At 74.3% G+C, this 18,779-nt stretch carries 16 protein-coding genes; 8 read left to right on the top strand and 8 right to left on the bottom strand.

Annotated features, from left to right (window positions below; translation table 11 throughout):
• Positions 1–2: 2 nt before the first annotated feature.
• Positions 3–788, bottom strand: coding sequence for a glucosamine-6-phosphate deaminase (nagB, locus tag GC722_RS11075; RefSeq protein WP_331714698.1), 786 nt, complete (start codon positions 786–788; stop codon positions 3–5).
• A 105-nt stretch (positions 789–893) separates the two neighbouring features.
• Between nagB and GC722_RS11070 the strand changes: the two genes are divergently transcribed.
• The 6 genes from GC722_RS11070 (at position 894) to GC722_RS11045 (ending at position 8,690) form a co-directional block, all read left to right on the top strand.
• Entirely contained in the window at positions 894–1,787 is an 894-nt protein-coding gene (locus GC722_RS11070) for a hypothetical protein (protein WP_156610126.1), read from the top strand.
• Position 1,788: 1 nt separating this feature from the next.
• Entirely contained in the window at positions 1,789–3,969 is a 2,181-nt protein-coding gene (locus tag GC722_RS11065; protein WP_156610125.1) for a helicase-associated domain-containing protein, read from the top strand.
• 55 nt (positions 3,970–4,024) lie between these two features.
• Positions 4,025–5,671 (top strand): DNA repair helicase XPB, encoded by a 1,647-nt coding sequence (locus tag GC722_RS11060; RefSeq protein WP_156610124.1) that lies wholly within the window; start codon positions 4,025–4,027, stop codon positions 5,669–5,671.
• A gap of 14 nt (positions 5,672–5,685) precedes the next feature.
• A complete protein-coding gene (locus tag GC722_RS11055) occupies positions 5,686–6,453 on the top strand; it encodes a hypothetical protein (protein WP_156610123.1) in 768 nt (255 codons plus the stop codon).
• Positions 6,454–6,510: 57 nt separating this feature from the next.
• Positions 6,511–7,431: a polysaccharide pyruvyl transferase family protein gene (locus GC722_RS18395; protein WP_156610122.1), complete on the top strand. Its 921-nt coding sequence runs from the start codon at positions 6,511–6,513 to the stop codon at positions 7,429–7,431.
• Between the two features lie 68 nt (positions 7,432–7,499).
• Positions 7,500–8,690: a sialidase family protein gene (locus GC722_RS11045; RefSeq protein ID WP_156610121.1), complete on the top strand. Its 1,191-nt coding sequence runs from the start codon at positions 7,500–7,502 to the stop codon at positions 8,688–8,690.
• Between the two features lie 19 nt (positions 8,691–8,709).
• On the opposite strand, the gene GC722_RS17785 is transcribed toward GC722_RS11045, so the two are convergent.
• The 5 genes from GC722_RS17785 to GC722_RS11020 form a co-directional block, all read right to left on the bottom strand.
• Positions 8,710–9,864: an NTP transferase domain-containing protein gene (locus GC722_RS17785; protein WP_197430030.1), complete on the bottom strand. Its 1,155-nt coding sequence runs from the start codon at positions 9,862–9,864 to the stop codon at positions 8,710–8,712.
• Complete coding sequence (locus GC722_RS11035) at positions 9,861–10,601, bottom strand: amino acid ABC transporter ATP-binding protein (RefSeq protein ID WP_156610120.1); 741 nt, start codon at positions 10,599–10,601, stop codon at positions 9,861–9,863. The genes GC722_RS17785 and GC722_RS11035 overlap by 4 nt, the downstream gene beginning before the upstream one ends.
• Positions 10,601–11,260: an amino acid ABC transporter permease gene (locus GC722_RS11030; protein WP_156610119.1), complete on the bottom strand. Its 660-nt coding sequence runs from the start codon at positions 11,258–11,260 to the stop codon at positions 10,601–10,603. The genes GC722_RS11035 and GC722_RS11030 overlap by 1 nt, the downstream gene beginning before the upstream one ends.
• 4 nt (positions 11,261–11,264) lie before the next feature.
• Positions 11,265–12,065, bottom strand: a complete 801-nt coding sequence (locus GC722_RS11025; protein WP_156610118.1) for a transporter substrate-binding domain-containing protein — start codon at positions 12,063–12,065, stop codon at positions 11,265–11,267.
• A gap of 118 nt (positions 12,066–12,183) precedes the next feature.
• Positions 12,184–14,541: an FdhF/YdeP family oxidoreductase gene (locus GC722_RS11020; RefSeq protein WP_156610117.1), complete on the bottom strand. Its 2,358-nt coding sequence runs from the start codon at positions 14,539–14,541 to the stop codon at positions 12,184–12,186.
• Positions 14,542–14,598: 57 nt separating this feature from the next.
• Between GC722_RS11020 and GC722_RS11015 the strand changes: the two genes are divergently transcribed.
• The gene (locus GC722_RS11015) at positions 14,599–15,528 is read left to right on the top strand and encodes an aldo/keto reductase (protein WP_156610116.1); all 930 of its coding nucleotides are present in this window, start codon (positions 14,599–14,601) and stop codon (positions 15,526–15,528) included.
• Positions 15,529–15,531: 3 nt separating this feature from the next.
• Here the strand turns inward: GC722_RS11015 and GC722_RS11010 are convergent, their stop codons facing one another.
• The gene (locus GC722_RS11010) at positions 15,532–16,131 is read right to left on the bottom strand and encodes a MerR family transcriptional regulator (protein ID WP_156610115.1); all 600 of its coding nucleotides are present in this window, start codon (positions 16,129–16,131) and stop codon (positions 15,532–15,534) included.
• A 75-nt stretch (positions 16,132–16,206) separates the two neighbouring features.
• Here GC722_RS11010 and GC722_RS11005 point away from each other — a divergent pair, with 75 nt between their 5' ends.
• On the top strand, positions 16,207–16,662 hold the full coding sequence (locus tag GC722_RS11005) for a DUF4188 domain-containing protein (protein ID WP_156610114.1): 456 nt from the start codon (positions 16,207–16,209) through the stop codon (positions 16,660–16,662).
• Between the two features lie 16 nt (positions 16,663–16,678).
• On the opposite strand, the gene GC722_RS11000 is transcribed toward GC722_RS11005, so the two are convergent.
• The gene (locus tag GC722_RS11000) at positions 16,679–18,295 is read right to left on the bottom strand and encodes a bifunctional metallophosphatase/5'-nucleotidase (protein WP_456298117.1); all 1,617 of its coding nucleotides are present in this window, start codon (positions 18,293–18,295) and stop codon (positions 16,679–16,681) included.
• Positions 18,296–18,779: the final 484 nt, after the last annotated feature.

Raw genomic sequence — 18,779 nt, 5'->3', positions numbered from 1 at the left:
GATCAGGCGAAGCGCTGCCAGGCGGGCTTGCCGGCGTAGACGTGGCGGTAGTAGTCGGCCAGCTGCAGCTGGGCGGCGGCCTCCTCGTCGACGACGACGGTGGCGTGCTGGTGGAACTGCAGCACGCTCGCCGGCCACATCGAGCTGACCGGGCCCTCCACGCTGGCGGCGACCGCGGGCGCCTTGTTCGCGCCCTGGGCGACGAGCAGCACGTGCCGGGCCTCCATGATGGTGCCCAGCCCCTGCGTCAGGCAGTGGGTCGGCACCTCCTCGAGGGAGTCGAAGAAGCGCTGGTTGTCCAGCCGGGTGCGCTCGGCCAGGGTCTTGATCCGGGTGCGGGAGGCGAAGGACGAGGTCGGCTCGTTGAATCCGATGTGGCCGTTGCTGCCGATGCCCAGGATCTGCACGTCCACCCCGCCGGCGTCGCGGATGGCCCGGTCGTAGGCAGCCGCCGCCTCCTCGAGGTCGTCTGCGGCACCGTCGGGGACGTGCACCCGCGCCGGGTCCAGCCCGAGCGGCTCGGTGACGGTGCGGTGGATGACGCTGCGGTAGCTCTCGGGATGGGCCGGGTCCAGGCCCACGTACTCGTCCAGGGCGAACGCGCTGGCGCCCGACAGGTCCAGCCGGCCGTCGGCGACCATCGCCTGCAGGTGGCGGTAGATCGCCAGCGGCGAGGACCCGGTGGCCAGACCCAGCACCGGCGTCTCGGCGGCCCGGCACACCTGGGCGACCTTGGCGGCGGCGACCCGCCCCACCTCGTCGGCGTCGGGGCAGATGACGATCTCCACAGGTTCACTCCTCCGCCCCTCCGGGGGCCCTCGACGTGTCGCTGGTCATCGTAGGGGCTGGCTCCGGCCCGCGTGACGCGCGGCGGGCGGCGATACGATGACGCCATGGCGACGTGGGAGGACGGACCCGAGTACGCACCCCACCAGCGCCCTGACCTCTTCCAGCCGCCGGAGCAGGCGCCCGCGCTGAGCACGGCCGTCCCGCCCGCGAAGCCGTCGGCCGGGGCGCCGCTGCAGCCGCCCGTCGAGTTCCGGGTGCCGCAGCACGTCGCCCCGCTGGAGACCCTGGTCCCCCGCGACAAGGACGTCCGCGACCCGCACCAGGCCTTCGCCGTGGTCACCTCGACGCTGACCGAGCAGTCCGCCACCGGGCCGGCGTGGACCGCCGCCCACTCCAGCCAGTGGTCGGCGGCGCAGCAGCAGTGGGGCCCGCCGCAGGGGCCGCCCGTCGCCGTCCCGCCCGCTCCGGGCCACGACCCGCACCAGCCCTTCGCCGTCGGCCAGGGCATGCGTCCCGGCCAGGTCCCCGTGCCGGCACCTCCGGGACCCGCGATGCCCGCGCCCGGCACCGACCAGTGGTTCGCCCCCACCAGCTGGGCCCCGCCGGCCGCACCGCGGGACGACCGCACCCTGCTCCGTCAGGTGGTGCAGGGCACCAGCGTGCCCCTGCTGGTGGTGCTGGGCTGCGGCCTGATCCCGATGCTGTCCCCCTTCTGCGTCGCCCTCGCGCTGGCGCTCACCGCGCTGGCGACCCGCCGCCGGCGCCAGCTCCGGACGGGGCTGTGGATCGGGCTCGGGGTGGTCGGCCTCAGCGGGCTGATGGGGTTCGTCGACACCCTCTCCTTCTCCGGGCTGTCGGAGGCGATGCAGCTGCCCGCGGTGCTGGTCTGCCTCGTCATGCTGGTCTTCGCCCCGATCGCCTCCTACCTGAGCATCCAGGCCGGCGAGCCCGAGCAGCCGAGCGGGGCCTCGGGCCGCGACCGCAGCTCCTGGGACTGAGGTGGCCCCCCGCACCCTGGGAGAGGCGCTGGGCGCCCTCTCCCCCGACGGCCTGGCCACCCTGCTGCGTCACCGGGAGGACCTGGCCCGCCCGCTGCCGGCCGACCTGACCGAGCTCGCCCAGCGGGCGCTGACCCCGGCCTCCGTCGCCCGCTCGCTCGACCGGCTCGACGCCTGGCAGCGGCTCGTCGCCCTCGCGCTGGCCACCGCCCCCGACGGCGTCGACGTCGGTGCCGTGCACGAGCTGCTCGCCACCGGCACCCGCGCCGACGTGGCCCGGGCCGTCTCGGACCTGCGGAGCCGCGCCCTGCTCTGGGGCGGCGACGACGAGCTGCACCTGGTGCGCACCGTCCGGGAGGTCTTCGGCCCCCACCCGGCCGGGCTGGCGCCCGTCTCACCGCGACCGATGGACCCCGAGGCGGTGCAGGAGGCGCTGCAGCAGGTGGGCGAGGAGGAGCGGACGATCCTCGACCGGCTGCTGTGGCAGCGTCCGACCGGCGCGCTGCGCCGCGCCGACCGGGCGGTGACCCTGGCCGAGGCCCGCAGCCCGATCGAGCGGCTGCTCGCCCTCGGTCTGCTGCGGCCGGCCGACTCCGAGACCGTCGTGCTGCCCCGCGAGGTCGCCCTGGTGCTGCGCGGCGGGCGGCTGGTGCCCGACCCGGTCGCCACCCGGGCGCCCGAGCTGGCCGGCGGGACGCGGGCCGAGCGGCTGGTGCAGCGCGCCGGGGCCGGGGCGGCGTGGGCGCTGGTCCACGACGTCGAGCAGCTGGTGGGCGACCTCGACCGGCGCAGCGTCGACCTGCTGCGCGACGGCGGCGTCTCCACCCGCGACGTGGCGGCGCTGGGACGCCGGGCCTCGCTCTCCCCGGAGCAGGCGGCGGTGCTGCTGGAGTGGGCCTCCGCGGCGGGTCTGGTGGGCCCCGACGGCCCCCGGCTGCTGCCCACCGCCCGCTACGACCGCTGGATCAGCGGCTCCGGCGCCGACCGGTGGCTGCACCTGGTCCGGCACTGGCGGGCGAGCGGGCGCTGGCCGCGCGCCGGCAGCCGCGGCGGCGCCCACCCGCTGGGACCGGACGGCGAGCTGCGCGGCGCGGTCGAGATCCGCCAGGGGATCCTGGCCGTGCTGGCCGGGCAGCCGGTCGGGCGTCGGCTCGCGCCGGAGCCGCTGACCGAGGTCGTGGCCTGGCACCACCCGGCCTGGGCGGAGCGGCTCCCGCTGGCCGAGCTGGTGGCCGACGTCCTGGTCGAGGCCGAGCAGGCGGGTCTGACGGCGCTCGGCGCGGTGTCCCCGCTGGCGCGCGTGGCCGCCGGGGCCGAGCTGCCCGACGAGCTCGCGGAGCTCTTCCCCGAGCCGGTGGACCGGCTGGTGGTGCAGGCGGACCTGACCGCCGTGGCCCCGGGCCCGCTGGTGCCCGAGGTCAACCGGACGATGCGCCTGCTGGCCGAGCAGGAGTCCCGCGGCGGCGGCGGGGTCTACCGCTTCACCGAGGGCAGCCTGCGCCGGGCGCTGGACGCCGGCTGGGCGCTGGCCGAGATCGAGCGGTGGCTGGAGGAGCACTCCTCCACCGGTGTGCCGCAGCCGCTGCGCTACCTGCTCGCCGACGTCGCCCGCCGCCACGGCAGCATCCAGGTGATGCCGACCTCGGCGGTGGTCCGCTGCGACGACCCCGCCCAGGCCGCCAGCCTGCTCGGCCGCCCGGAGGCCTCCCGGCTGGGGCTGCACGCCGTCGCCCCCGGCGTGCTGGCCGCCACCGCGGAGCCCGACGAGGTGGTGCAGGTGCTGCGGGAGGTGGGCCTGGCGCCGGTGGGCACCGACGCGTCCGGCACCGCGCTGACCGCCCCGCCCCCTCCCCGGGCGCGCGAGGGCGGCGGTGAGGCCGAGCCGCCCGCCGAGCCCGTGGACGCCGTCCGGGTGGCCGAGCTGCTGCTGGGCCGCGAGGCGGACCGGCGGGCGCGGGCCCGGGCGGTGGACTCGGCGGTGGACGTGCTCACCCGGGCCGCCGCCGCCCGCACCCCGGTGGTGGTCGACCTGGTCACCGCCGAGGGCGAGTCCACCACCCGCCGGGCCACGCCGCTGCACGTCTCCCCCGGCGCGGTGCGGCTCGCCGACGCCGCCTCCGGGCAGGTGTTCACCGTGCCGCTGGCTCGGGTGGTCGGCGCCCGGGACGACACCCCGGGCTGACCGTTGACTGCCCGGGCAGAATGGACCCCATGCCCGGAACCCCGAACGCTCGCCCATGACGGGTCCCCTCGTCGTCCAGTCCGACCGCACCCTCCTGCTCGAGGTCGACCACGAGCAGGCCGAGGAGTGCCGCCTCGCCATCGCGCCCTTCGCCGAGCTGGAGCGCGCCCCCGAGCACATCCACACCTACCGGCTGACCCCGCTGGGGCTGTGGAACGCCCGTGCCGCCGGCCACGACGCCGAGCAGGTGGTCGACGTCCTGCTGCAGTTCAGCCGCTACCCCGTGCCCAGCGCCCTGCTGGTCGACATCGCCGACACCATGGACCGCTACGGCCGGCTGCGGATCGAGAAGGACCCGGTGCACAACCTGGTGCTGGTCTCCACCGACCGCGCCGTGCTGACCGAGGTCACCCGCAGCGCCAAGGTCAAGGGCATGCTCGGCCCCCGCATCGACGACGAGACGGTCGCGGTGCACCCCTCCGAGCGCGGCCACCTCAAGCAGACCCTGCTCAAGCTCGGCTGGCCCGCCGAGGACCTGGCCGGGTACGTCGACGGCGAGGCCCACGCGATCGAGCTCGACCAGGACGGCTGGGAGCTGCGGCCCTACCAGGCCCAGGCGGCCGACGGCTTCTGGGCCGGCGGCTCGGGCGTCGTCGTGCTCCCCTGCGGGGCGGGCAAGACCATCGTCGGCGCGGCCGCGATGGCCAAGGCCTCGGCCACCACGCTGATCCTGGTCACCAACACCGTCTCGGCCCGGCAGTGGCGCGACGAGCTGATCCGGCGCACCTCGCTCACCGCGGACGAGATCGGTGAGTACTCCGGCGCCCGCAAGGAGATCCGGCCGGTCACCATCGCCACCTACCAGGTCATCACCACCAAGCGGAACGGGATCCACCCGCACCTGGAGCTGTTCGAGGCCCGCGACTGGGGTCTGGTGATCTACGACGAGGTGCACCTGCTGCCGGCGCCGGTCTTCCGGATGACCGCCGACCTGCAGGCCCGCCGCCGCCTCGGGCTCACCGCCACGCTGGTGCGCGAGGACGGCCACGAGGGGGACGTGTTCTCCCTCATCGGCCCCAAGCGCTTCGACGCGCCGTGGAAGGACATCGAGGCCCAGGGCTGGATCGCCCCCGCCGACTGCGTCGAGGTGCGGGTCAGCCTGGCCGAGGACGAGCGGATGACCTACGCGATGGCCGAGCCGGACGTCCGCTACCGGCTGGCCGCGTCCGCGGAGTCCAAGATGGCCGTGGTGGAGGACCTGGTCCGCCGCCACGAGGGCGTCCCGCGGCTGGTGATCGGGCAGTACGTGGACCAGCTCGACGAGCTGGCCGCCCGCCTGGACGCACCGGTGATCAAGGGCGAGACCACCACCCGTCAGCGCGAGAAGCTCTACCAGGCCTTCCGCGAGGGCGAGATCGACCTGCTGGTGGTCAGCAAGGTGGCCAACTTCTCCGTCGACCTGCCCTCGGCCCAGGTGGCCATCCAGGTCTCGGGCGCCTTCGGCTCCCGGCAGGAGGAGGCCCAGCGTCTCGGCCGGCTGCTGCGGCCCCAGGAGGGCAAGTCGGCCCGCTTCTACGCGGTCGTCTCCCGCGACACGGTGGACGCCGAGTTCGCCCAGCACCGGCAGCGGTTCCTGGCCGAGCAGGGCTACTCCTACCGGATCATCGACGCCGAAGACGTGCCGGCCGAGCCCGGCGCCTGAGCTCGGGGGGACCCGTGGCACGACAGCGCTCCTGGCCGTCCGGACCGGGCGAGCTGCTCGACCTGCTGACCGCCTGGGTCGCCCGCACGCCGTGGGTGGACTGGCTTGAGCTCGGCGGGTCGCTGGGGCGGGGTGCGGGGGACGAGCACTCCGACGTGGACGCCGGGGTGGGCGTCACCGGGGAGGACCGGCTCGACGCGGTCGCCGCGGCGGTCGGCTCCTTCGCGCCGGTGGCGGCGGTGCTGCGCGAGCCCTTCGGGTCCGGATCGACGCACCTGCTGACCGTGTACCGCGACGGCCGGCAGCTGTCGCTGGTGGTCATGGCGGCCGAGGCACGCACCGGCCTGCCGCCGCAGTCGCTGGCGCTCCTCGACAGGTCCGGACGGCTGTCGACGTCCCTCGACCCGGCGCGCTGGGAGCCGGACGCGGACCGGCTGCGGGAGTGGACGTTCCTGGCCTGCGTCGGCGCCGCGGACGCGCTCAAGCACGCCCGCCGCGGCTCGGTGTGGCGGGCGGTGCGCTGCCTGGAGGAGGCCCGCGGGCTCTACCTGCAGCTCGTGGCCGCGCAGCAGCAGGTGGTGTTCGCCGGCTTCGGGGTGGTCAGCCTGGAGAACGCGGGACGGCCGGTGCCGGCCGGGCTCGCCGCCACCCTGGTCGACGCACCCCGCCCGGCCGCGGTCGCCGACGCCGTGGCGGCGCTCGTCGCGCTGCTGCAGCCCTTCGTCACCGAGCACGGCCTCGACGGTCTGGGAACGGCCCTGGGGCTGCGCGGCGGGGCCTGACCACCCGGCCCCACCGCGGGCTGGCAGGATGGGCGGCCCCGACCGACGAGGAGCTCCGTGGCCAGCAGACTGCGACGCACGCTGGGTCGCGCCGCCCGCCAGCACCTGGGCCGCCGCTTCCCCGAGACGTTCGGGCCGGGCCGCCACGAAGCCCTGCTCGCGCGGTACCGGGTGGACCGGCTGATCCTGCGCGACGACGGCAAGGTGCCGCTGAGCTGGTGGCCCAACGCGGTCAACTTCGGGGACCTGATCTCGCCCTGGCTGATGCAGAAGATGACCGGCCACGAGGCCGTCTTCGCCGAGCCGGACGAGCCGCACTACGTGACCATCGGGTCGGTGCTGCGGCGGGTCACCAGCACGTCGGTCGTCTGGGGCACCGGCTCCTTCGGCACCGAGCCCGGGTCCCAGGTGAACAAGGAGGCCACCTACACCGCCGTCCGCGGCCCGCTGACGCGGGCGCGGATGAAGCACTACGGGATGACGCCGCCCCAGGTGTACGGCGACCCCGCCCTGCTCGTGCCGCTGTACCACCGGCCCACGGTGCCCATCACCCACGAGATCGGGGTGATCGTGCGGTGGTCGGAGCGGGAGTGGGCCTCGGCCGAGGTGGGACCGGGGGTGCGGCTGATCGACTACGCCTCCGACGACGTCGAGGGGATCATCGAGCAGATGCTGTCCTGCCGGCGGCTCATCTCCTCCTCGCTGCACGGGCTGATCGTGGCCGACGCCTACGGCATCCCCAACGCCTGGCTGGCCTCCGACAGCCCCAAGGGCGGCGAGTTCAAGTTCCACGACTACTTCGCCTCGGTGCGCAAGCACCGCTACCCCCACGACTACGACCTGGCCGCCCAGCCGCTGACCGTGGCCGAGCTGCGCCGGCGGTTCACCTTCAGCCCGGAGCCGATCGACTTCAACTACCGCCTGCTGCTCGACGCCTGCCCCTTCCTCACCCGGGACCGGGGGCGCCCACGCCGCTGACCCGCAGGGGTGTACACCGTTGGAAACTGCTGGTCGAATGGGCGCTGACATCGACCAACGGAGGATCCATGTCCCACCCCACCCCCCGCCGGCTCGTCGCCGGCGTGCTCGCCCTCGCCACCGCGTCCAGCCTCTACCTGGCCACCTCGGCCGCCGCCGCACCGGAGGTGCCACCGGGACGGGCCGAGAACGGCGCCCGGCTCACCGGCACCGTCGCCATGTACCCCCGCGCCATCCGGCTCGAGCACGACGCCGGTCGCGCCGGCACCGTCGTCGCCTCGGTCGTCACCTTCGAGGCCGGCCACGGCATCGGAGCCATCTTCGAGAGCACCGACGCCGGCCGCAGCTGGACCCGGATCGGTTCGGTCGCCGACCCGGGTGCCCGCGAGGGGCTGTGCTGCGGCAGCATCTTCGAGCTGCCCCAGCAGGTCGGGGAGCTCGCGCCCGGGACCCTGCTGTGGTCGGCCTCGGTCGGCCAGGACGCCGGCCCCGACCGCCGGATGACCCTGCCGCTGCACGCCAGCGAGGACGGCGGACGGACCTGGCGCAAGCTCGCCACCATCGCCACCTCCCCCAACTTCGGCGGGCTGTGGGAGCCCGAGCTCAGCGTCTCCCGCGACGGCCGGCTGGTGATGCAGGTCTCCGACGAGAGCCAGCAGCCGCGGCACAGCCAGACCCTGGTCCAGGCCACCTCCTCCGACGGCGTCAGCTGGAGCGCCCTGGAGAACGTGGTGGCCGCCGACGACCCGGCGCTGCGACCCGGCATGCCCGTCACCCGGCGGCTCCCGGACGGGCAGTACCTGATGAGCTTCGAGGTCTGCGGCCCCGGGCAGGAGTGCCAGCACCGGTTCCGCCGCTCCCGCGACGGCGTGCGCTGGGGTGAGGTGAGCTCGCTCGGTCGTCCGCTGCTCGCCGAGGGACGCCACCAGTTCCGCCACGCGCCCACCATCAGCCTCTACGACGACGGCACCGAGGACGGCCGGCTGCTCGCCGTCGGGCAGATGCTCTACGACCGCGACGGCCAGGTGGCCGAGGGCAACGGCTCGACCATCATGGTGAACGAGGGCGAGCCGCTGCTGCCCTGGCGGCTGGCGGAGGCGCCGGTGAGGGTCAGCGAGCCGTACAACAACTACTGCCCGAACTACAGCTCCAGCCTGCTGCCGCTGCCGGAGCGCGACGAGCTGCTGGAGCTCGCCACCGCCTACGACGACGCGGGCGTCTGCACCACCTACGTCGCAGTCGGCCCCCTCCCCGACTGAGCGGCGGGCGCCCCCGGGCTCAGGGGTGGAGGGCGGAGACCTGGTCCCAGGTGTCGAGGTCGACGGCCTCCAGGCCGACGGCGGGGACGGTGAGCAGCGGGAGGCCGCCGAGCACGGAGCGGACGGCCCGGTCGCGGCCGTCGGTGCCGGCGAGGGCCGCCCGCAGCGCGTTGGTCCGGTAGAACCCCGACAGCCACTGCGGACGTCCGTCGGCGTCGGTCAGCACCGCGCCGGCCGCCTCGGGATCGGCCTGCAGCGCGGCCAGCAGCCGCGGCACGGCGGTGGCCAGGAAGGGCGAGTCGCAGGCCAGCAGGGCGGTCACCGGCTCCGGCGTCCGGCCCTCGGCCAGGGCGGCCAGCCCGGCGACGGCTCCGGCGACCGGTCCGCCGCCGGCGGGCCGCTCGGACACCCGCACCACCCGGTCGGGCACGGCGACGGAGTCGGGGGCCACCACCACGGTGGCGCTCGCCCCGGCCACCGCGCCCAGCACGTGGTCGAGCAGCCGACGTCCGCGCACCTCGACGTCGGGCTTGCTGGCCCCGCCCAGCCGGCGGGCGCGCCCACCGGCCAGCACGCAGGCGTCGAAACCGCGGGGCACCGCCACCGGCAGCGTCGACTCCTCCTGCCGGCCCAGCTCCCGCGCCGGTCCTCCGGCCCGCCCGGCCCGCACCAGCTCCACCAGCTCCGCGGGCCAGATCAGGGCCGCCGTCGTCTCCAGCTCGGCCAGCGGCCACCAGCGGTGCTGCTGGATGGTGAGCTGCTCCTCCTCGGTGTGACCGGCCACGTCGACCTCGAACCGGTCGAGCTCCAGCAGCCAGAACGACTCGCTCTGGGTGATCACCTGGTCGGAGTAGCCGTGCACCACCTCACGCCGGGCCACCGGCCCCACCAGCTGCTCCGCCGCCACCACCAGCCCGGTCTCCTCCGCCAGCTCGCGGACCGCCGCCTGCAGCTCGCTCTCGCCCGGGTCGACGCCGCCTCCGGGCGTCATCCACCACGACACCCCCGGCACCCCGGGGTCGGTGTCCTCGAAGAGCAGCACCTGCTCACCCTCGGGCCCGTGGCCGACCAGCAGCACCCGCACCGCCTGGCGGTGCAGCGTCGGGCGCTCCAGCGGCGGGACCGGCCTGAACGTGCGGTAGCGGCCGGGGGGCGGGGACGCGGGATGGGTCAACCCTGGCCTCCGAGCTCGGCCAGGAAGGCCCGCCCGCGCTCGCTGGTGGGGTGCTCCAGCACCTGCTCGGGGGTCCCCTGCTCGGCGATGCCGCCGTCGGCCATCAGCACCACCCGGTCCGCGACCTGGCGGGCGAAGCGCATCTCGTGGGTGACCACCACCATGGTCATCCCCTCCTCGGCCAGGTCGCGCATCACCTGCAGCACCTCCCCGACGAGCTCGGGGTCCAGCGCCGACGTCGGCTCGTCGAAGAGCATCAGCACCGGGTCCATGGCCAGCGCGCGGGCGATCGCCACCCGCTGCTGCTGCCCGCCGGAGAGCCGCTCGGGATAGGCGTGCTCCTTCTCCGAGAGCCCGACCCGCGCCAGCAGCTCGCGCGCCCGCGCCTCGGCCTCCTCGCGGGAGCGGCCCAGCACGTCGCGCTGGGCCATGGTGATGTTGTCGATGACGCGCAGGTGCGGGAAGAGGTTGAACTGCTGGAACACCATGCCGATCCGCCGGCGCAGGCTGTTGAGCTCGCGTCCCTTCTGCACCAGCTGCTGCCCGTCGACGGTGATCGTGCCGCCGTCGATGCCCTCCAGCCCGTTGACGCAGCGCAGCAGGGTGCTCTTGCCCGCCCCGGACGGGCCGATCAGCACCACCACCTCGCCCTGCTGCACCTCGAGGTCGACGGCGTCCAGCACGGTCAGCGGCCCGAACCGCTTGGTCACCTGCTGCATGCTCACGATCGCGCTCATCAGCTCCTCCGGTGCTTGCTCAGGGCGTGCTCGAGCCGGTTCACCACGAGGGTCAGGATCAGCACGATGGCCAGGTAGTACAGCGCCACGATGATGTAGTAGGTCAGCGGCTCGTAGGAGGACGCGGTCGCCCGCAGCGCCACCTGGAACAGCTCGTCCACGGTGACGAAGGCCGCCAGCGAGGAGTCCTTCACCGCGATGATGAACTGGTTGCCCAGCGAGGGCAGCGCGGTGCGGAAGGCCAGCGGCCCACGCACCCGCCGCAGCGTCTGCCACCAGCTCATCCCCAGCGAGCGGGAGGCCTCGTCCAGACCCACCGGCACCGACTGGAAGCCCGAGCGCAGGATCTCGGCGATGTAGGCCGAGTTGTGGAAGGCCAGCGCGATGGACGCCGCCCAGAACCCCGGCAGCAGCAGCACGATCGTCAGCCCGAAGTAGAGGATGAAGATCTGCGTGATCAGCGGCGTGCCGCGGACCAGGCCGATGTAGGCGGTGGCGAACCAGCGCAGCGGACGCACCCGGCTCATCGACGCGGCGGCCACCAGCGCACCGAGCGGCAGCCCGAGCAGCAGCGCCACCGCCGACAGCGCCAGCGTGCGGCCGGCGGCCTCGAAGAACAGCGGCCACGACTCGACGACCGCGCTGAGGAAGTCGCTCATCGGCTCAGCTGATGTCCTCGCCGAACCACTTCTCGCTCAGCTGGGCGTAGGTGCCGTCCTCCTTGATCGCGGCCAGCGCCGCGTTCAGCTCCTCCACCAGCTCGGTGTTGCCGTCGCGGACGGCGAAGGCCGGCTCCTCGGTGTAGAGCAGCTCCCCGCAGGTGCGCAGCGCCTGGCCCGCCTCGTTGATCTGGTTCAGCCCGACCAGCTTGTCGGTGACCACGCCGTCCAGCCGGCCGGCGCTGAGGTCGGCCAGGGCGGTGATGTCGGAGCCGTAGGTGCTGATCTCCCCGGCCAGCCCCTCCTCCTCCAGCCAGGTCTGGTAGGTGGTGCCGCTGGCGACGCCGATGGTCGGGGCGTCCATCGCGGCCGGGTCGGTGCAGTCGCTGTCCTCGCGGACGAACATCTGCGCGCCGGAGGTGTAGTAGCCGTCGGTGAAGTCCACCGCCTCGTCCCGCTCCGGGGTGGGGGTCATCGAGCCGATGATGACGTCGTAGCGCCGGCTCTGCAGCCCCTGCACCAGGGTGTCGAAGCGACCGGTCTCGGTCCGCGACTGCAGCCCCATCTCGGCGGCCACCGCGTCCGCGACGTCCTTGTCGAAGCCGACCAGCTGGTCGCCCTCGTAGTAGCTGAAGGGCCGGTACTCCCCGCTGGAGGCGGCGATCAGGGTCCCTTCCTCGATCAGCTTCCCGCTGCTGCCGGAGCAGCCGGTGGCCACCAGCACGGTGGCACCGAGCAGGGCCACGGCCCTGGCCAGCACCTTCCTGGGAGCGGAGCGGGCGACGTCGTCGGTGCGCGGCTTCACGGCATTCCTCCATCCGGGCGGTGCCCGGTCGTGTCGGTCGGTGGGACGAGCGACCCTCCACGCTAGCCCAGCGCCCGGCGCGGCCCCCGACCGGGTCGGCTCCGCGCTCCTGCGCCGGTCAGGACTGGTGCTGCGGCTGCGGGTCGGGGCGGCCGTGGTCCTCGGTGGTGCTCGAGCCGGGGTCGCCGGCGGCGTCGACGTCGCCGGAGGGGGCCGCACCCCGGCGCAGGGTCACCACCACCGACTTCGAGGTCGGGCAGTTGCTGCCCTCGGCCGTCGAGTCCAGCGGCACCAGCGGGTTCGTCTCGGGGTAGTACGCCGCGACGCAGCCGCGCGGGGTGTCGTAGGCGATGCAGCGGAACCCCTCCACCACCCGGTCCAGGTCGTCGTCCCAGACCGAGCTGATGTCGACGAGGTCGCCGTCGGCCAGCCCGAGGGCGGCCAGGTCGTCGGGGTGGACGAACACCACCCGCCGTCCGCCCTCGACACCGCGGTAGCGGTCGCTGAGGCCGTAGATGGTGGTGTTGAACTGGTCGTGGCTGCGCAGCGTCTGCAGCACCAGGTGGCCCTCGGGCACCTGCACGACGTCCATCGGCGAGACGGTGATCTCGGCCTTGCCCGACCTGGTGGGGAAGGTGCGCGAGTCGCGGGGCGGGTGCGGCATGGTGAACCCGCCGGGACGGACCACCTTCGCCTCGTAGTCCTCGCAGCCGGGCACCACCCGGGAGATGTGGCCGCGGACGACGGAGTAGTCGCGACCCATGGCCGCCCAGTCGATGCCGTACCGGTCCCCCAGCGTCGCGCGGGCGATCCCGGTGACGATCTGCACCTCCGAGCGCAGCGTCGGGCTCGCCGGCTCCAACGGGCCGCGGGAGGCGTGCACCGCCGACATCGAGTCCTCCACGGTGACGAACTGCTCGACGCCGTCGTGGACGTCGCGCTCGGTCCGTCCCCGGGTGGGCAGGATCAGCGCGGTCTCGCCGCAGGCCAGGTGGGAGCGGTTGAGCTTGGTCGAGACCTGCACGGTCAGCCGGGTGCGGCGCAGCGCCTCGGTGACCACCCGGGTGTCGGGGGCGGCGTGCACGAAGTTCCCGCCGAGCCCCATGAACACCTGCACGGTGCCGTCGCGCATCCCCTGGATGGTCCGCACCGTGTCCAGCCCGTGCTCCCGCGGCGGGTCGAAACCGAACTCGTCGCGCAGGGCGTCCAGGAAGGAGTCGGGTGAGCGCTCCCAGATCCCCATGGTCCGGTCGCCCTGGACGTTGGAGTGGCCGCGGACGGGGCACAGCCCGGCGCCGGGCCGGCCGATGTCGCCGCGCACCAGCGCCAGGTTGGTCAGCTCCTTGATGGTGGCGACCGCGTTGCGGTGCTGGGTCAGCCCCATGGCCCAGCACCAGACCGTGGCCCCGGAGCCGCGGATGATCTCGGCGGCCTCGGTGATCTGGGCGCGGCTCAGCCCGGTGATCTCCTCCACGCGGGCCCAGTCGACCGCGCGGACGTGCTCGGCCCAGGCCTCGTAGCCGGTGGTGCAGGTGGCGATGAAGTCGTGGTCGACCGCGTCCCAGCCGACCAGCAGCGAGCCGATGGCCTGGAACAGCGCCAGGTCGCCGTTGACCCGGACGGGCAGGTGGAGGTCGGCGATCTCGGTCCCGCGGCCGAGCACCCCGCGCGGCTTCTGCGGGTTGCGGAACCGCACCAGCCCCGCCTCGCGGAGCGGGTTGATGGCGATGATCCTCGCCCCGCGCCGCTTCGCCGTCTCCAGCGCCTGCAGCATCCGCGGGTGGTTGGTGCCGGGGTTCTGGCCGGCGATCACGATGCAGTCCGCGGTGTGGACGTCGTGCAGGCTGACGCTGCCCTTGCCGATCCCGATGGCCTCCGACAGCGCGACCGAGGTGGACTCGTGGCACATGTTGGAGCAGTCGGGCAGGTTGTTGGTGCCGAAGGCGCGCACGAAGAGCTGGTAGGTGAAGGCGGCCTCGTTGGAGGCCCGGCCCGAGGTGTAGAAGGCGGCCTGGTCGGGCGAGTCGAGACCGTTGAGGGTGTCGGCGACCAGCCGGAACGCGTCGGCCCAGTCGATCGGCTCGTAGTGGGTGCCGCCGGGCCGCTTCACCATCGGGTGCGTGATGCGGCCCTGCTGGCCCAGCCAGCGCTCGTCGTGGGCGTCGAGCTCGGCCAGGCTGTGGGCGGCGAAGAAGGCCGGGGTCGCCCGGACGCGGGTGGCCTCGTCGGCGACGGCCTTGGCCCCGTTCTCGCAGAACTCGGCGGTGTGGCGGTTCTCCGGGTCCGGGTCGGGCCAGGCGCAGCTCATGCAGTCGTAGCCGTCGGCCTGGTTGAGCTTGAGCAGGGTGCGGGCGCTGCGCGTCACACCCATCTGCCGGACGGCCCGCCGCATCGAGACCGCCACCGCCGTCACCCCCGCCGCCGACGACTTCGGCTCGTGGACCTCCAGCTCGGGCTCGCCGCTCACCTCGTCCATGGCCGGAGTCTAGGCCCGGCCTCGGCGGCCGTCGGGCCCGGATGGCACGATCGCGGCATGGAACCCGTCGCCCTCGGCCGCACCGGCCTGACCGTCAGCCGGCTCTGCCTGGGGGCTGCCCCGCTGGGCGGCTGGCCCGCCCAGTACGGCCACGACGTCACCGTCGAGCAGGCGGTGGAGACGGTGCGGGCGCTGCTGGACAGCCCCATCACCTTCCTCGACACCTCGAACAACTACTACGACGCCGAGGCGCGGATCGGCCGGGCGCTGCGCGAGATCGGCGGCCCGCCGCCGCACTGGGTGGTGGCCACCAAGGTGGACCCGCTGCGCGGCAGCGACGACTTCTCCGGCGACCGGGTCCGCCGCTCGGTCGAGGAGAGCCTGCAGCGGCTCGGGCTCGAGCACCTGCCGCTGGTCCACCTGCACGACCCGGAGCGGGTCGACTTCGCCCGCGCCACCGGGACGGGCGGGGCGGTCGAGGCCCTGGTCGACCTGCAGGCCCAGGGCGTCATCGGCCACCTCGGGGTCGCCGGCGGCTCGCTGGAGCTCGAGCGCCGCTACCTGCGGCTCGGCGTCTTCTCGGTGGTGCTCAGCCACAACCGCTTCACCCTGCTGGACCAGAGCGCCGCGGACCTGCTGGCCGAGGCGGCCGAGCTCGGCGTCGCCTTCCTCAACGGCGCGCCCTACGGCGGCGGCATGCTGGTGCGCGGTCCGGCGGCCGAGCCCCGCTACTGCTACCGGCCGGCCTCGGCGGAGGTGCTGGAGCGGGCGCGACGGATCGAGTCGCTGTGCGCCGACCACGGCGTCCCGCTGGCGGCCGCGGCGCTGCAGTTCTCGCTGCGCGAGCCCCGGGTCGTCTCCACGGTGGTGGGGATGTCCTCACCGCAGCGGGTCCGGCAGACCCTCGAGCTGGCCCAGCACCCGGTGCCGGACCAGCTGTGGCAGGACCTGGCGCCGCTGACGACCGGGCAGCGCGCCGTCGGCTGAGGGTCAGCCGCCGAGCCGCTGCAGCGACGCGTGGACGTGGCCCACCTGCCGCAGCGCCAGCAGCACGGGGCCGACGAGGGCGGTGCCCAGGACCACGTACCGGGCCGCGGCGGCCGGGTCGTCCAGCGGGACCCCCGCCACCTCGATCTCCGCCACCGAGCCCATCGCCCGGCCCAGCGCCAGCAGGTGCTCGGGCTCGACGGCGAAGCCGGCCTCGGACATCGAGCGCAGCGCCCGGGCCAGCGCGAGCACGCTGGAGCTCCGGGGGTCGACGTCGTCCCAGCCCAGCCGCTGCAGCAGGGCCACCGCCTCGGAGCGGTCGAGATCGTCCTCGCCCGGCACCTCCGTGACCGAGGCGAGCAGCTCCAGCGGTGACGACGGTGGCCGGTCGACGGCCTCGAGCACGGTGCGGACCCGCGCCAGCGGCAGCCCGGCTCCCTCCGCCAGCGCCCGGATCAGACCCAGCCTCTCGAGGTGGTCCTCGCCGTAGCGGGCCTGGGTCGCGCTGGTCAGCTCGCCCGGGTGCAGCAGCCCCTCACGCAGGTAGTACTTGATCGTGGGCACCGGGACGCCGCTGGCGCGCGACAGCTCGCCGATCCTCATCGGACCTCCTTGACTTGGATACCGCAACTATCCACTATTGGAGAGCGCAGGTATCCAATCTAGCCGAGGTGGCCGATGAGCACGCGGACGACGCACGAGCACGACGGGACCCTGGCGGTCTTCCTGATCGGGATGCGGTTCAACCGCCCCTGGCGGCCGGACGCCTGGCTGCCGACCTTCCTGGCGATGCCCCGGATGCTGCGCGAGCTCGCGCGGGATCCCGGCTCGGGGTTCCTGGGGTACCGGCTGCTGCTCGGTGGCCGCGGCGTGACGGTCGTGCAGTACTGGCGCGACGTCGAGTCGGTCTACGCCTACGCCGGCGACCCGGCCCGCTCCCACCGACCGGCCTGGCAGGCGTTCAACCGTCGGGCCCGGCGGGCGGGGCCGGCGGTCGGGATCTGGCACGAGACGTTCCAGGTGGCCCGCGCCGAGAGCGTCTACGTCGACATGCCCCCGACCGGCCTGGCGGCGGCCACCCGCGTGGTGGAGGTGGGCGCCGGCCGGCACACCGCCCGGGAGCGGATGGGATGAGAGGCAGCGGGCCACCTCAGTGCTGGCGGCGCCCCCGGGCGACGAGCACGGCGGCACCGGCGACCAGCAGCACCGCACCCAGGGCGAGGGCGAGCACCACGCCGGTCGGGCTGCCCGTGTCGGCCAGGTCCGAGGGGCCCTGGTCGTCCCCGTCAGCGACCGGTCCCGCCGACGGGCTGGGCTGCTCGCCCGGAGTCGGCTCAGGGCTCGGCTCCGGCGTCGTGGTCGGCTCAGGCTCAGGCGTCGGCTCGGGCGTCGGCTCGGGCTCCACCTGCGCCGGGGCCACCTCGACGGTGACCCCGACGAGGCTGCCGGTGTCGGTGATCAGCACCAGCTGGTTGGTGCCGGTCAGGTTCTCCGGCAGCTCGGCGGAGATCTCCACCGAGCCCTCGACGGCCTCGAAGTCGCCGAGGTGGATGCCGTCGTCGGGGGCCTGCCGCCGAGCCGCGACCTGCGCCTCCTGCCCACGGGTCTCGGTGATCCAGTCGGCGAGGTGGCCGCCGTCCTCGGGCAGCACACCGACCGTCACCGTCTCCACCGGAGGGGCGCCGACGCTGGTCTGGTCCAGCCCCGAGACGGTGAGCTCGACCGTCTCGCCGGCGGTCGCCTCCACCGGCACGTCGCCGGTGTAGACCGCGGACCGCTTGGAGTGGTCCGGGTGGAGCGGGACCCCTGCCTCGCCGAAGGCGCCGAGGTAGGCGAACCAGGCGTCGCGGTCGACCAGACCCGAGTCACGCAGGTCGGTGCCCTCCCGGAAGACGCGGAAGTTGTCCCCGCCCTGGGCCAGGAAGGAGAAGGTCCCGATCCGGTACTCCTCGTCGGGGTCGATGGGGGCGCCGTCGACGAAGACCTGGGTGATGTGCTCGCCCTGCGCGGCGTCGGGGTCGAAGGTGTAGGAGACGTTGGCCGACAGCCCCAGCTGCAGGTAGGCCCGCGACGGCGGCTCCTGCCCCTCCTCGGCGGTCTGCCACTGCTGCTCCAGCATCGTGACGAACTGCTCGCCGGTGAGGGTGATGGTGTTGAGGTTGTTCAGGAAGGGCAGCACGGCGTTCGCGTCGGCCACCGTGATCTCACCGGGCGCGAAGTCCGAGCGCAGGCCGCCCGGGTTGGTCACCGCGATCTCGGCCCCGCCCCGGTCCGGGTCGGCCAGCGAGGTCAGCAGCGCGTCGGCCACCAGGTTGCCCATCGCGGACTCGCTGCCGCGGTCGTCGCGGCTGGCGGCGTAGTCCTCGTCGGTGAAGTCCAGCGGGTCGGCGGGGCTGCCGTCGTAGTCGCCGTAGCCGTCCTCGCCGTAGCTGCCGTCGGTGAAGGCGGTCGTGATGGGCGCCTCGGCCTCGGCCAGCACCACGCTGCCGGCCTCGTCGGCGAACTCGGACGCGGCGGTGATGATCTCGTCGATCTCGGCGATGCGCTCGTACCCCTCGTCCTCGACCAGCTGCCGGGTGAGGGCCTCGATCTCCTCGTCGAGGTCGTCGTCGCCGTTCGCGTCCTCGACCTCGATGGGGTCGACGATCCGGGCCTCGGCGGCCACGGCCGCGGGCCCGCCCTCGGCCTCGTCGTCCACGGTGATGGTGATCTCGCCGATGCCGGAGGCGTACTCGCCGGCCTGGATGACCGGCCGGGTCCCCTGCATCGCCTCGACCGGGGCGTCGTAGTCGTAGGCCATGTGGCTGTGGCCGGTGACGATCGCCGAGACCTCGGGCGCCGTGTCGTCGACGATGCGCTCGAAGACCTGGCTGGCGGCGACGGCGTCGGCCAGGTCGTCACCCTCGGCCTCGTAGCCCTCGTGGTAGACCGCGACGAGCACGTCGGCCTCGCCGTTACCGGCCTCGCCGTCGGTGAGCTCCGCCGCGACCCGGTTGACCGCGGCCACCGGGTCGCCGAACTCGAGGTCGGCGACGCCGCCTGGGGAGACCAGGGTGGGGACCTGCTGGGTGACGGCCCCGATCACGCCGACCGTGACGCCGTCGACGTCGTAGGTGCCGTACCCGGGCAGGGCCGGGGTGTCGGTGCCCGCCTCATACACGTTGGCGCCCAGGTAGTCCCAGGCGGCGGCGGGGCGCGGAGNGAGGTCCTCGAAGCCCTGGTCGAACTCGTGGTTGCCCACGGCGGAGGCG

This window comes from Auraticoccus cholistanensis (assembly GCF_009742705.1).
Lineage (GTDB): Bacteria > Actinomycetota > Actinomycetes > Propionibacteriales > Propionibacteriaceae > Auraticoccus > Auraticoccus cholistanensis.
This window is presented reverse-complemented; position numbering and strand designations above follow the sequence as displayed.